This is a genomic window from Ferruginibacter profundus (genome assembly GCF_054783275.1).
In genome coordinates this window covers 604,163-618,913 of record NZ_BAAGQW010000001.1, presented here as the reverse complement: position 1 = coordinate 618,913, position 14,751 = coordinate 604,163, and the positions used below count along the sequence as shown (strand labels likewise).

At 40.5% G+C, this 14,751-nt stretch carries 8 protein-coding genes; 3 read left to right on the top strand and 5 right to left on the bottom strand.

Features of this window, described 5'->3' with window-relative positions; genetic code table 11:
* Positions 1 to 18: 18 nt before the first annotated feature.
* Positions 19 to 2,175: a GH92 family glycosyl hydrolase gene (locus tag ACYVM0_RS02390; protein WP_460551907.1), complete on the top strand. Its 2,157-nt coding sequence runs from the start codon at positions 19 to 21 to the stop codon at positions 2,173 to 2,175.
* A 23-nt stretch (positions 2,176 to 2,198) separates the two neighbouring features.
* On the opposite strand, the gene ACYVM0_RS02385 is transcribed toward ACYVM0_RS02390, so the two are convergent.
* The 5 genes from ACYVM0_RS02385 to ACYVM0_RS02365 all read right to left on the bottom strand — a co-directional run bounded on the left by ACYVM0_RS02385 (position 2,199) and on the right by ACYVM0_RS02365 (position 11,687).
* On the bottom strand, positions 2,199 to 3,611 hold the full coding sequence (locus ACYVM0_RS02385; protein WP_460551905.1) for an acyltransferase family protein: 1,413 nt from the start codon (positions 3,609 to 3,611) through the stop codon (positions 2,199 to 2,201).
* A 73-nt stretch (positions 3,612 to 3,684) separates the two neighbouring features.
* Positions 3,685 to 5,469 carry a RagB/SusD family nutrient uptake outer membrane protein gene (locus ACYVM0_RS02380; protein ID WP_460551903.1) on the bottom strand — a complete coding sequence of 595 codons (1,785 nt, stop codon included), beginning with the start codon at positions 5,467 to 5,469 and terminating at the stop codon, positions 3,685 to 3,687.
* Positions 5,470 to 5,493: 24 nt separating this feature from the next.
* The gene (locus tag ACYVM0_RS02375) at positions 5,494 to 8,541 is read right to left on the bottom strand and encodes a SusC/RagA family TonB-linked outer membrane protein (RefSeq protein WP_460551900.1); all 3,048 of its coding nucleotides are present in this window, start codon (positions 8,539 to 8,541) and stop codon (positions 5,494 to 5,496) included.
* Positions 8,542 to 8,578: 37 nt separating this feature from the next.
* Positions 8,579 to 10,480 carry an FAD-dependent oxidoreductase gene (locus ACYVM0_RS02370; RefSeq protein WP_460551897.1) on the bottom strand — a complete coding sequence of 634 codons (1,902 nt, stop codon included), beginning with the start codon at positions 10,478 to 10,480 and terminating at the stop codon, positions 8,579 to 8,581.
* A 13-nt stretch (positions 10,481 to 10,493) separates the two neighbouring features.
* Positions 10,494 to 11,687, bottom strand: a complete 1,194-nt coding sequence (locus ACYVM0_RS02365; protein ID WP_460551894.1) for an AGE family epimerase/isomerase — start codon at positions 11,685 to 11,687, stop codon at positions 10,494 to 10,496.
* 175 nt (positions 11,688 to 11,862) lie between these two features.
* Here ACYVM0_RS02365 and ACYVM0_RS02360 point away from each other — a divergent pair, with 175 nt between their 5' ends.
* Both ACYVM0_RS02360 and ACYVM0_RS02355 read left to right on the top strand, forming a co-directional pair.
* Positions 11,863 to 13,095 (top strand): ROK family transcriptional regulator, encoded by a 1,233-nt coding sequence (locus ACYVM0_RS02360; RefSeq protein ID WP_460551891.1) that lies wholly within the window; start codon positions 11,863 to 11,865, stop codon positions 13,093 to 13,095.
* A 545-nt stretch (positions 13,096 to 13,640) separates the two neighbouring features.
* Entirely contained in the window at positions 13,641 to 14,744 is a 1,104-nt protein-coding gene (locus tag ACYVM0_RS02355) for a hypothetical protein (RefSeq protein WP_460551888.1), read from the top strand.
* The last annotated feature ends 7 nt before the right edge of the window (positions 14,745 to 14,751 follow it).

Genomic DNA, 14,751 nt, shown 5'->3' with positions numbered 1-14,751 from the left:
TAACATTAAATCAATCTATTGAAAAAGATATTATCACTGGTATTTATCCTTAATACCGCTCTTTTTTCTAATGCGCAACAGTTTACTGAATTTGTGGATGTCTTTTCAGGCACGGGAGGTCACGGTCATGTTTACCCGGGAGCAACCGTTCCATTCGGCATGGTACAACTTAGTCCTGATAATGGCGATGAGGGCTGGGACTGGTGCAGCGGTTACCATTATAGCAGCAATACCATTGCGGGCTTCAGCCATATGCATTTAAGTGGCACCGGTATTGGCGACTGGTGCGACATTTCTGTTTTACCTCTTACAGATACCGCTGCAATAAGAAACTCGAAAATTAAAATCCCGTTTTCTCACCACAATGAAAATGCCCGGCCAGGCTATTATAAAGTAAAACTGGATAACGGGGTGCAATGTGAATTAACCACTACCGAAAGGACGGGCTTTCATCGTTACACTTTTCCTTCGGCTACAGGCTGGCTGAGATTTGATATGGGATTTGCCATAAACTGGGATAAATGCACGGATGGAATGGTACAATTAATTGATGAACATACATTGGTTGGATACCGCTATAGCACAGGCTGGGCAAAGGGACAAAAAGTATATTTTGCGGCAACATTTTCACAACCGGTTAAGCAGTTTTTTTTTATTGATGATTCCACCGTTTCAAATAATAAAGCGCAAGGCAATAAAGTAAAAGTGGCATTGCAATTTAATACTGCATTGTCACTGGTGGTAAAAGTTTCACTAAGTACAGTAAGTACGGATAAAGCGCTGGCAGAGGCAAAAAATTCCGCTTCGCAAGATTTTGTTGCTGTTGCCACTGCAGCTGAAATGCTTTGGGAAAAAGAATTACAAAAAATAAAAATAAATACCGACGATATTCCGCTGGCTAAAAAATTTTACACTGCTCTGTATCACACATGCCTGGCGCCGGTTATCAGCAATGATGCCGATGGAACTTATCAAACTCACGATAACAAACAACTGGTTTTCAAAAAAGGAAATAATAAATACACTGTTTTTTCCCAATGGGATGTGTTCAGGGCTTTAAACCCATTATTTACAATAACACAAACAAAAAGATTGCCAGACATGATCAATAGCATGCTGCAGCTTTATGAAGATAACGGCCTGCTGCCGGTGTGGGATTTGAGCACGTGGGAAGCGAATACTATGACCGGCTATCACAGTATCCCCATCATTGCCGATGCCATGCTTAAAAACATAAAAGAATTTGATTACAACCTGGCCTACGCTGCCATGCTTAAAAGTGCTTTTCAACCTCAACGTGGTACACCAGATTATATTCGATTTGGTTATTTGCCGCAGGATAAACACGGGTGGAGTGTAACAATGACGCTTGAATATGCTTATGATGACTGGTGCATTGCACAGGTGGCCAAAAAGCTCGGTAAACAAAACGATTATGAGATCTTTATGAAAAGATCGATGAGTTATAAAAATCTTTTCGACCGCAAATCCGGATTTATGAGGGCCAAAGACAGCACTGGTAAATTTATAGAACCATTTGACCCTTTATTATCTGAGCACGGTTTTGACGGACAATATGTAGAAGGTACTGCCTGGCAGCACAGCTTTTTTGTACCACAGGATATAGAAGGTCTTGCAGCATTATATGGCAGTAAGGAAAAGCTGGTAAACAAGCTGGATGAGTTGTTTGCAGCTCCCTCTGTGTTACATGGCGAAAACGTTTCTGCAGATGTAAGCGGACTGATTGGCCAATATGCACATGGTAACGAACCAAGTCACCACATCATTTATATGTATACCGCATTGGGGCATCCTGAAAAAGCTGCCAGATGGATTAAAGTAGTTACAGACAGCATTTATAAAACAGGCCCGGATGGACTGAGTGGCAATGATGATTGCGGCCAGATGAGCGCCTGGTATATATGGACCTGCCTGGGTATGTATCCCATGAATCCTGCAAGTAGTAATTATGTATTTGGTTATCCCCTGGTTAATAAAGCAACCCTGCAATTACCTGGCGATAAATTGCTTCATATACAGGTAAAAAAAATAAAAAAGGCGGGTAAAACAGGAATTCAGTCGGTGCAGCTAAACGGTGTATCCATTCCTGTTACCTCAATAAGTCACCGGCAATTACTACAAGGAGGGAATTTGGTAATCACCGTCTGTAAATAAACCCAATATTTGGCGTTGATCTGCTACGTTTTCCAAAACCAACCTCTTTTGGTAAAGAAAATAGTTATAACTGATACGATACCTGTGAATATAACTCCTTTTAAAAAACCTGTTATAGCATTCGCATTCATGCTATCAAGTATGCTGATTGCACCGGTAAGGTGAAGCAGCGGAGTAAGCAATAAACTTCCGGCAACATAGGCCACCATTGGGTTTCTGCCATTCAGGCTTAAATAATTATTTATCCCCGAACCAAATTTAGATAATGAGCAACTGCTAAAACCAATTAACATAAAAAAAGCGAGTCCCGAGGTAACAAAATAATAACTGTAGGTTGAATGATCTTTTTTTATACCACCTTCATAAGCTTCAAAAAATAAGCCCAGTATTAACAGGTAGGCCCCTGCACAAAAGAACCGGTAACACAATTGAAAATTTGCCTGCCCTGCCCTTTTTATTAAAAAATGGATCGTCATTATTAAAATTCCTGTAACAATAAGATTTACTATCAGCTGCCTGCTAAATAAGAAGATGGTATTTGTAATAACTACAACAAATGCCAATAAACCAATGGTCATCAAATAATTTTTGTTCCCGTCAGATTTTCCGTCTGCCCTTTTAAATTGTAAGAACCAATCTCCGGCCAACGTACCCGGTATCACGATAAATAAATATTTTAAAAAATAGAACCGGTACAACCAGTCAAATTGTATTTTTCCTATTTGAGAAAAATTAAACAGGTCTTTGGTCCAGCTTGCTCCGGGTTCTTTTGCTGCCAAAAAAACCGCCATTATTATTGGCAATAAACCCAGTCTCACCCATACCTGTTTTTTGGTGAGCCACCAGGTGATGGTTCCAAAAAAAGCCATGTTGGCTAAAACAATAATAATGATATCCGATTTAGTAAACATAAAACCATTCCCATTAAATTTCAGAAAGAACAACAATGCTATTGCAATTAAATATGCGGCCAGCTTAAACCCTATAAACATATTTTTATACTTTTCTGTCTTATTACTAAACAATTGAAAGAATAATAAAACAAAAGCAGCAACAGATAATAAATATTCACCTGAGGTTGGTGTTCCTGCAATCACCCATGCCTTCATATGTTCGGTGAATAACGCAAAAAAAGCAAGCTGCAAAAGCCGTCTTGCTGCGATCCACAAAATTGATAGAAAACTAATTTCTTCAGCAACTTTCTTATTAAGGGCCAGCGGAATTGCCGCCCCCATACTGAATAAAAAAAATGGAAATACAAGGTCCACCCAGGTTATACCGGGAATCGTTTCAATAAACCGGTGCGCCGGTGGCGGCACCTGTGCATGATACATCCATGCAGGCAAGGTATCGCCATAGGATATACTTCCACTTAATATCATTGCCAGTATGGCAAAGCCACGTAAAGCATCAATGCTTTGATTTCGCTGAGTCATATTTTTTAGATTTAAAAAAAGGGCAGCGTATTACCGCCGCCCTTACCCAAACACTGCTGCTATATGAAAATTTTTACCATCCGGGGTTTTGTGTTAATGCAGGTATCTTATCTCTTTCGCCCTGTGGTATCGGGCATAGAATATGTTGATTGGCATTAAATATTCTCAGTTCCCTTTTTAAACGAAGTGCATCTCCGTTGGGCCACGAAATGGGTACATTATAGGTTGCATCAAAAACCGGGGGAGGTGCAGGATTGATCAATTCCAATCCTACTCCCGCAGTAAGTTTCATAGGAGAATTCGATTCGCCATATAATTGAACAGGCATTACTTTGAGTGCATAAGCGCCATCGTCCCACCTGCGCATATCAGGCAGATGAAGACCTTCGTTAGCTAATTCTACCGTCTTTTCTCTTCGTACCAACTGTCTCAGTTTTGTAACGTCAGCCAATGTAGCCGCATCAACCACAGGCATACCTGCCCTGGTTCTTACTTTATTAATCGATGTAGCAACGGTTGTGGCAGGAGAACCTTTTTCCAAATGAGCCTCTGCATTTAGTAATAAAATTTCTGCATAACGCATGTATATCCAACCCACTTTATACAAATTTCCTGCAGTACCGTTGATATCCCTGTCCTGGCAATATTTTTTCCATAAATTCCCCAGTCCGTTAAGGCGTGGCCCAAAAATATTGGCGCTATCCTGGTTGGCCGTTGTTGTAGGAAAAGTAATCACCTGGGTGGTAGGATTATAACTCGCCAGGAACTTGTCGTAAAAATCGAAAATAATACTGGTGAATCCCTGCACCACCACCGTATCGCCGGGTACTATAACAGTCTGGGCCATACGGGGATCCCTGTTCTTATTAGGTCTTGCAGGATTATATAATGGCGACTGGCTGATATTCTTCCCGTCAACACATTCAAATAAATCTACCAGGAATTGTGTGGGGAAATGACTGGACTGTCCTCCATTGTTCCTTGACCCCTGTACCAATTGCAAATAATTAAAAGAGCCTGCATCTGCATCACCAAATGGATAATAGAACATGATCTCTTTATTCACGTTAGCAGTTTGTCCCGCTTTCCTGAACAGGTTTTGAAATACGGGATTCAACCCGTAACCGCCATTGGCAATGATATTGTCAGTAATATTTGCTACGTAAGTATAATTTTTATCCAGCATAGCTAGCCTTGCCCCTACACCCATGGCAACACCTTTGCTTACCCTTCCTGGTTGAGACGGATTCCAATCAAGGTCATTTGCTGCGCTTTCAAGATCTGTAAGCAGGTAATTGATAATGGTTTTCTTGTCGGTCCTGGTAAAATTATAAATCTCATCCTGTGATGCAGGTGGCGCAGTAAAAAATGGCACATCACCAAAATAAGAAATCAGGTACCAATAAGCTAATCCTCTCAGTACTTTTGTTTCGGCAATAACACGATTATAATCTGCCGGTACCATTACAGATTTTGCAGCAGGCATATAAAACAAAAGATTGTTTGATCTTTGAATCACCTGGTAAAATCCGGCCCACAACTCAGCTGTGGTTCCTAAAGTAGCATTGTAAGTTCCTGCACCAATAGTGCCCGACAAACCACGCTCCATACCTATTTCAGTAAAAAGATCCATCTTGGCATAATAGGGCGTGGGGTTACTGAAACCCGGGCTGATTGTACGGGCACCAATGGCATTATAAACACCTGTCAGTGCCTGTTGCACCTGGTCGGCATTGGAATAAAAATCCCGTTGAGATATAGCCGATAGTGGCGTACGGTCAAGATACTTTTTGCATGACACCATCCCTGTAAGCGATACTAACAGGATAATATATTGTATTGAAATTATTTTTTTCATAAACTAGTTTTTTAATTAGCAGTTTTAGAATCTGAGGTTAACACCAATGGTGGCTGTTTTCATAATAGGATAAAATGCACCGTTAGTATTACTGATCTCGGGGTCAAACCCTTTCTCGTAATCGGATACTGTAAAAGGATTAACCACACTGGCATAAAACCGTAATTGCTGCACCTTTAGGCGATTCATTATTTTTTTAGGAAGCGTGTACCCCAGGGTGATATGTTTTACCCTCATGTAAGCGCCATTGCGCAACCAATAATCGGAAGATCCATAGTTTCCATTACCCCCCGAATAAAGCCGTGGATATTTTGCTCCCGGATTTGATGGGGTCCATCTGTCTAACACAGATTGTAAACCTGAAGCGATCCAGTTACCGGCATTAAAAGGCTCCACACCAACACCGGAAATATAATTGTCACGTTTTCCAACTCCAAACAGGAATACAGCAAGATCAAAACCTTTGTATTGTGCTGCCAGGTTTACACTAAATTCGTAACGGGGAAAATTATTACCCACCAGCACCCTGTCTTTTGCGTTGATCGTGTCGTTACCGTCAATATCCCTGAACTTAACATCTCCTGCTCCTGTTGTTCTGCTGCCGTTATAAGGGCTGGAAAAATTATCGCCTGCCTGGTATAAACCATTAGTAAGGTAGAGATAGTATGATCGTATTGAATACCCGGAACGTGATAATTGGTTCCCCTGAACAATGTCGAGGTTTTTAGTATCCAGTACTTTATTTTTTACATCCGATAAATTACCGGTGACACTATAATTAAACTCACCCACATTATTTTTATAGGTTGCGCCAAACTCCCAGCCATTATTTACCATGGATGCGGCATTGGCAGGTATAAAAGAGCTGCCGGCATAGCCTAGCGCATTAGCAACAGGGAAATCGATCAGCATATCTGTTACTTTTTTCTGGTATACATCAAAAGTGATATTCAGTTTGCTGTGCAGCAATGCCAGGTCAATTCCAAAATTGCGCTGTGAAGATTTCTCCCAGCTAACAGATTCGTTGGGAATGTTAGCCAGGGAAGAACCGCGGGAAATATTGTTGTTAAAATAATAAGCCGTACCTCCATCGATAGTTGCAACAAAAGGATAATTGCTTCCTACTTCCTGGTTACCCAGTTTACCATAAGAAGCCCTGAGTTTGGCATAGATGATGAAAGGTACTTTATCCATGAATTTTTCTTTGGTGATTACCCAACCGGCCGATACGCCGGGAAAAAAGCCCCATTGTTTATCTAATACCTGGCTGAATCTTGACGATCCGTCATACCTGCCGGTAAATTCCAATAAATATTTCTGATCATAGTTATAATTGAATCTTCCAAAAAAACCGGCAATAGCATAATCTGTGGCCGAGCCGCTAACGGTTGGCTGAAGCGAAGAAGTTGCCAGGTTCAAATATGGCCTGTTAGGATCCTGCAACCCCTGCCTTGAAGCTCCTACAGATGTGGTGGTATTATCCAGCCCCTGGAAACCTCCCTGTAACTTAAACTGGTGTACATTTTTTAAATTGTATGAATAGTTACCAGATACAAAATACTGGTTAGTTACATTACGGTTATTGGTATAACTCAATGCAGAGTCACCTACTACTGATTGAAAGATGTAGCTATTCGTAGTTGGATTGGGTGTGTAAGAATTGTAAGTACCCCTTGCAACATAGGCTTCAGTATAAGAGGCCCGGGTATTATAGGAAGCTTCCAGAATGAAATTTTTGAACAATTCGGCGTTCATCGCAAACCTTACTGAAATTGTAGGTGTTTCGGCATGGTTAATGCCTGATGCCTCTGCTGCACCTATTGGATTGATCTTATTGGATTGCCCTGCATCACCATACATTCCTTCACCAAATTTTCCGGGAAAATTTCTCGCCATTGAAATAGCACGTTGAATGATCTCGGTGGGTGCCATGCCGGCTGGTTGTATATTGGTGGATTTGGTATAATACAGATCAGTAGAAAACTTTACTTTTTTAGACAGGTTAACGTCACCGTTTAAACGCAGATCGTATTTTTTAAAACTATTATTTACTATAAGTCCCTGCTGATTTAAATATGTACCTGAAGCCAGGAAACTGGCCTTATCAGAACCACCGTTAATGACGATATTGTGGTTTTGCATCAAACCGTTATTTTGCAATACCAGGTCTTTCCAATCGGTATTGAATACACTCAAATTGTCTGGAGGAGTTGATTTGTATAAATCAATCAACGATTGCGGATACGGCACCGGCGATAAAGGATTAACATTGGTCACTGCCTCGTTATTCAGCACCATATTATCCACTGCCGATAACAGATCGGGAAAATTAGTGGGCGTTTGTTTAGATACAAAACTGTTGAAAGCAATAGCGGTCTTACCGGCCTGTCCTCTTTTGGTTTTTATTAGTACCACCCCATTAGTTCCCCTTACACCATAAATGGCGGTGGAAGCTGCATCCTTTAGCACGGTAATACTTTCTATGATATTGGGATCAATATCATTCAGGCTTCCGCCCTCCACACCATCCACGATGATCAGCGGAGAACTGCTGCCCGTGATAGAACCATAACCCCTTATGATTATAGAGCCACCATCGGCACCCGGCTGGCCCGAACCCTGTTGCACCACCACACCAGGAACAAGCCCCTGCAATGCCATACTGGTTGACGAAACCGGCCGTTGCAGTAATTGCTCACCTTTAATAGTGGTAACAGCACTGGTGATATTACCTTTTCGCTGGGTACCATATCCCACTACTACTACATCAGATAATGTGTTATCTGTTTTTTCGAGTGTAACAGATAAGCTTGCACCGGTTACTATGATTTCTTTTTTGGTATATCCAACACTACTGATCACCAGTACCGCCCCTTTGGATGCAGTAATTGTGAACTCCCCTGCCCCGTTAGTCGTTACTCCTTTGCTATTTCCTTTAGGGATAACCGAAGCAGACTCCACAGGAAGGCCGGTAGCAGCGTCTGTAACCTTTCCTGTTACTTTTAAATCCTGCGCTTGTACCACCATAAAGGCAGTAAAAAGCAAAAAGAGCAGGAGCATTGATTTTCTCATAACGTTAAATTTGTGTTTTTAATAAAGCAATTGTTACTTATTTTATTTTTACTGGTAAAAATTTTCCGTTATACCCCACCGGTATGTTTTCAAATGGGCTTATCCATTTTTCCAGCATCACAGCAACCTCTTTACGCATTATTTCCCGTTTGCTATCAAAATTGGTAAGGCCGGCATCAAGCCAGCTTTGTTGAAAACTGGTTGAAGTGAGCATTTTGTTTTTACGCAATGCAGGATTACATAACCGGATGATGTTAAAAAGGTCATCGATGGTCAGGTATTTTCCGTTTGTGTAATAATTGACCGCTATGCATGCTTTGAAATCGTTGATAAAACTTTTAAATTCCACCAAAGAATCGGGATAGAACCAGGTTCTGTTAGCCCAGGCATTAGGCTGGCCGGTTCCTTTAAGAATACCGGTGGCGCCAATTTTTTGTATCGGTATAAAAAATGGATGGTCCGGTTTTACATCATAGTAAGGCATTATATACGCCCCGGAAACCAGCAATTGATTTTGCACTGCCCGAACCGGTATGTCGATGGCATTTTTTTTCTGCTGCACACATAATGCCGCCAGCGCACCTGCTGCCTGGCCGGTGAGCATTACACAAGGTTGCAACCTGGTGGTGCCGTTAACAACATTGGTTACACTGATCCCTTTTTCTGCGATGATAATACCTGCATATTTTTCAGGAATTAATGCACCAGACGGAACATTGAAAGAAGGCACCGGGTAAAAACCAAGATGCTGCGGCGCTTTGCTGTTTTCTTTATGGTGATGGTCTACAGGATAATCGCCTACTGCAATACCAGTGCGGTATAAAGGCGATTGATCATTAAAAGGATCTGCTATATTTTTAAAGTTAAAGCGAACTATACCTTTAACCCTTCTGCCCTCCCGGTAATACGGCATCATGGGCAACCGGTCTGCAGTTGGAAACTCATCTTTCGCCAGGCCCAGGTTTTTGAATCCGAACTGGGTTTGCAGAAAATAAATAAAGCGAATTGTTTTGTCCTTTGCTTTTTGCATTGCTTCCTCACGCTGACGGCTGTTCATATTAATCAGATCCAGGTAAATATCATTTCCTTTTGCGGGCCAGTTGATCATATATTTACCATTAGGCAACCTTCCATAATCCAGCATTTTTTTTGCTGTAACGTTGGAAGCGAGTGCTGCAGGGTTGCTGCAATATTCGTTGCAACAACAATCAAATTCCCCCGGATCATACAATGCCGGTTTTACCAATGTACAATCCGCTGCAGGGCCGTAATCCTTCAATATGGCTGCATAAGTGATATCCTGAATGATAGTGTTAGATTCAGGTACGTTTACATTTTCGCCGGTAATGCTGTTTGCTTCCATGCCTACATCAAATGGAATTCCGGCATCTGCCAAAACATCCCCCAATTCAGTAGCATCAATTACCTGCTTTGCATAAATGGTGACCGTTGATTTTGCCAGTTTATCGTAGAAAACAGCTCCTTTAACGCTATTGTGGTCTTTTAAGGTTTTAATAAATTCATACCTGAATAAAACTTTTAGTGCAGGCGTTACTGATACCATCGATTTAAGGATACTATCACCCACGTGAGGTTCAAACAAAGTATTACTTACCCAGCCTGTAGCAACTTTATCTGCGCCGCCATATACTTTATACAATCTTTCCCTGAATTCGCCCCAGATACCCGAAGGCATATTATGATTACCATCAAATGCGGGAACACCTGCAGCCGTAAACATACCTCCCAACCAAACAGAAGGCTCTGCTATTATAGTGGGCACTCCCATCCTTGCACTCTGTATACCTGCAGCAGTGCCACCTGTGCCGCCGCCAATTACCAATACACCGGTACTCATACGCCGTTGTGCACATAATGGCAGGCTATACACGAAGCCTGTAAGCAAAAGAGTAAAAAGATATGTATTGATCCGCTTCAAAAATTATATGGTATTAAATTGAGTCAAAGGTTTTCCAAACCTGGTATAACCCCCTTGGAATATGAAAACAGCCCTTCCATTTCCCCCCCTTCAGATCCAATAAAACCTCTCCACGCCTGTTCAGATAACCAAACCATTCTCCGTATTCTTTATCTTTAAAATGATTCCAGGTATAGTCATGTATTTTATGGAACCATTCCATGCATTTTTCATTTTTTGTATAGGCATATCCCTTGGCAAGGGCTACCAGGGCTTCCACATGAACCCACCATAATTTCTGATCCCATTCTAATTGCAGTGGAGGTGCACCCTTTATATCTAAAAAATAAAAAATGCCACCGTTAGTTTTGTCCCAGCCATATTCAATGGTATGAAGCATAATATTGCAGGCCTTTTCTATCAGTTGGTTATCATTTAAGCGTTTGCCCAGGTCCATAATAAACCACATGGCTTCAATAGAGTGGCCGGGGTTTAACAGGCGGCCTTCAAAACTGTCGCTGAAACTTCCGTCTTCATTTACGTTTTCCAAAATCAACCCAAATTGTGGCTGATAAAAAACATTCATTACTTCGTGAATAACAGATGGGATGAACCCGTTTACTCTATCTGCGCCAATAATATGCTCCAGTTCAAGAGACAGATTACACAATATCATAGGCAATGCAAAATTTTTAAGGTTCCGGGTACCGGGATAGGCCTTATTGTAAGTACCTTTCCAATTATGCTGCCGCCTGATGATGTTTTCAAAAGTATTTACCGCGATATCTTTGTAACGTTGTGTGGGCCTGGCTTTATCCAGTGCCGCAAAAGCCATGGTAGCAAAGCAATCGCTAAAAATATTATAGGGTTGAATCAGCGGCTGCCCGGTTTCTGTGACAGAAAAATACCAGTTACCTTCCGCATCCCGCCCGTAATGCTCCATAAAGTTTGCTCCGTGCAGGGCCATCTCCAGCCATTCTTCCGATTTTTCTACATTGTTATACATGGATGCGAAGCACCACACTTCACGGCCTTGCAGCCACATAAACTTATCTTTATCATATATTTTTCCACTACGATCAAGACATGTAAAATACCCTCCATATAACTCGTCCCTGCTATGGCTCATCCAAAAAGGCAAAATATTTTGAAGGAGTTCATTTTTATATAATGCACTGTAACGACTCAACGCTGTATCAACAGCTGGCACAATTGGCTTAGCAAGCATTCATTCTGGCTTTTATTTTAAAAGAAATGTAATTGCCGGATAAAAATAGTAAAAATTATTATTAAAATACAAAACTTACTAAATATTTTTATTTAGTAAGGGTAATAATGTAACTTTCTAAATTATTTGTAGCTTACAACTCTTACCAGCATTAATAATATAATAAACTGAGATAATGACCAGCCGCCGTCTATTTACATTGTTTAGCGACGATAACACTTCAGGGGTAGTGTATAAAAACAAGTCGCTTAAACGATTGATTATTAATCAACTCGACCAATTTGGTAAATACACCATTACAGAATTAAGTAAAGCATTAAATATCAGTGTGCCCAAAATTACCAGTCTTATAAACGAGCTTATAGAAGACGGATTGATAATGGATAATGGTAAATTTGATTCTACCGGAGGAAGGAGGGCCAGCGTTTACGGGCTGGTTTCTGATGCCTGCTTTTTTGTGGGGGTAGACGTAAAACGGTATTATGTCAACCTGGGATTACTTGATTTTAATAAAAACTCCATCGCATTAAAAGAAAAAGTACCCTTCAGGCTGGAAAATACACCCGATTCTCTCAAGTCATTACTTGTAATCATCAGAAATTTTATCCGCGAACTTAGCCCGGCATCCACCCAGGACAAAATATTGGGCATTGGTATTAATCTTTCGGGCCGCATCAATAACACCACTGGCTATAGTTACAGCTATTTTCATTTTGATGAGGAGCCTTTAGCAACCGTAATACAAAAAGAAATAGGTATTCAGACTTATATCGAAAATGATTCCCGTGCAATGGCATATGGTGAATTTTGCAACGGCGATTCTAAAGATGCACGTAATGTTTTGTTTGTAAACCTGGATTATGGTATTGGCCTGGGTATTTTAATAGAGGGTAAATTGTATTATGGTAAGTCTGGCTTTGGTGGCGAGTTTGGGCATATACCCATTTTCGAGAACGAAATTTTGTGTCATTGCGGTAAAAAAGGATGTCTTGAAACAGAAGCATCTGGTTTAGCATTGATAAGAAAATTTAAAGAAAAGATCAACCATGGTTCTACCTCTTTAGTCATGAAAAAGAAAAAAGACCTCAACGACATTACTTTACCGGATATTATTTCTGCCGCAAAAAATGAAGACATATTATGTATTGAACTGCTAGCCGAAATTGGCGAAAAGATCGGAAAAGGCATCGCTACTCTTATTAATATATTTAATCCCGAACTTTTGATATTAGGGGGTACTCTTTCAGAAACCGGCGATTATCTCCGACTACCCGTTCGTAGTGCCATCAACAAATACTCTTTAAGCCTGGTAAATACGGATACACAATTAAAACTATCGAAACTTGGGGAAAAAGCCGGTGTAATTGGAGCATGCCTTATTGCACGCAATAAAGTACTTGGTTTGTAAAAATAATATTCAAGTTTTAGAACCAATTTGCCCCGGAATAAAAAAGATGTGCTGATCTATTGACAACGTAGCAGATAACTAAATACTGCAATTATATTTGTACAATACACAAGACTAAATAATTGTTAGCGTTGACTACCTTAAACAATTTTACAGCCCATTATTGAATTTGCTATTTTTTTATTCTGCCGGGCTTTCACGGCCAATGCTATGATAAAAATAGTGATCGTGTATATCATCCGGCTTTTATGAATACAAAGAGAAACTACCCGGCTAATATCCCTGTTAGCAGACCGGCTTACCTCACAAGACAAAAATATGCCGTACCATCCCAGGTATAATAACTGGAAAAATACCGTGTTTCTACGGTTGCTCAAACCAAAAAAAAGATCAATCTTTAGAAATGACAAAGAAAAGTGCCGGTGCTCTTTTCTACTACCCTCCTGAAAATTTATATCGCTTACTACTGTATTGTGTTGTTTGATTCAGTCAATTACAAAGTGTGCTGTTCAGTTGAATTAATTACTAATTCTTAAATAATTTTTATGAACACTTTCCTGGAAACCGGTATTTCACTGGTGCTTATTTTTTTTATTTTCAGCATCATTACCTATGTAATACAGGAGCTGATAGCTGTAAACATGAAGTACCGCAGTAAAATGCTATGGAAATCCATGTCTCAATTAATGGATGGTTTTGTATTGGAGGGCCGTATGAAGTTAATGAAGCCTTTGCCTGCAGATGCCGCCACAACAGCAGCAACTACCAACACAAAGGATTTTTTTGAGCATCCGCAAATTCAAAGTCTCCAGAAAAATTTAAACCGGCTACCCACTTATGTACCGGCGGCCAATTTTGCCCTTGCAATAATGGACCTGGTTGCCCAAAAAGCACCGGCAGCAGTAAAGACAAATGTGTTGTTTACAGACTTTCGTGAAGGACTGAAAACATTTGTGGCTGCAAAAGGCGATTTGTATAAAGTACTCCAAAACCTGCTTGATACTTCTAACAACATCCAGGAGTTACAAAAAAAGATAGAAGATTGGTTTAACAATTATATGAATCGTGTAACAGGCTGGTACGAATCGCACACGGTAGTATCTGTGCGGCTAATTGCTGTGGCAATAACACTGATCTTTAATATCAATGTTATTAAGCTGGCCAAAATTATTTATAACGACGGAAAGCTACGCAACAGTATGGTAGCAATGTCAGAAAGTGTGGTGAATAATTCTAAGCCTGTGACACAGTTTTATACCACCACTTTTGAAAAAGAAAATGCTGATAAAATTGCTGACTTTAAGGCAAGGATAGACAGCGCTAAAGGGGATGCAAAAAAAGCTATTGAAAACGAAAGAGATTCGGTATTAGCTGCATTGGCAAAAAACTATACGGATAAAAATATTGCAGCTATTAAATCACTCACCAGCAGCCTGGATACTACAGGATTGCCATTGGGTTGGAAAAGTGAAACATTTTCTAAAGAAGTAACGGGTAAACAAGGCAGCAATGAATTTATAAATTTTTTACTGATGCTGGCAGGCTGGATCATCGGGGCCGGATGTATTTCTATGGGTGCCCCATTCTGGTTTGATATGTTGAACAAACTGGTAAATGTGAGACGAAGCGGCGTGAAACCCGGTAAATAATTGTACT

Bases quoted from the DNA above. Each gene is read 5' to 3' on its own strand.
- ACYVM0_RS02385 (WP_460551905.1), bottom strand. From the start codon at position 3,611: ATGACTCAGCGAAATCAAAGCATTGATGCTTTACGTGGCTTTGCCATA.
- ACYVM0_RS02380 (WP_460551903.1), bottom strand. From the start codon at position 5,469: ATGAAAAAAATAATTTCAATACAATATATTATCCTGTTAGTATCGCTT.
- ACYVM0_RS02375 (WP_460551900.1), bottom strand. From the start codon at position 8,541: ATGAGAAAATCAATGCTCCTGCTCTTTTTGCTTTTTACTGCCTTTATG.
- ACYVM0_RS02365 (WP_460551894.1), bottom strand. From the start codon at position 11,687: ATGCTTGCTAAGCCAATTGTGCCAGCTGTTGATACAGCGTTGAGTCGT.
- ACYVM0_RS02360 (WP_460551891.1), top strand. From the start codon at position 11,863: ATGACCAGCCGCCGTCTATTTACATTGTTTAGCGACGATAACACTTCA.
- ACYVM0_RS02355 (WP_460551888.1), top strand. From the start codon at position 13,641: ATGAACACTTTCCTGGAAACCGGTATTTCACTGGTGCTTATTTTTTTT.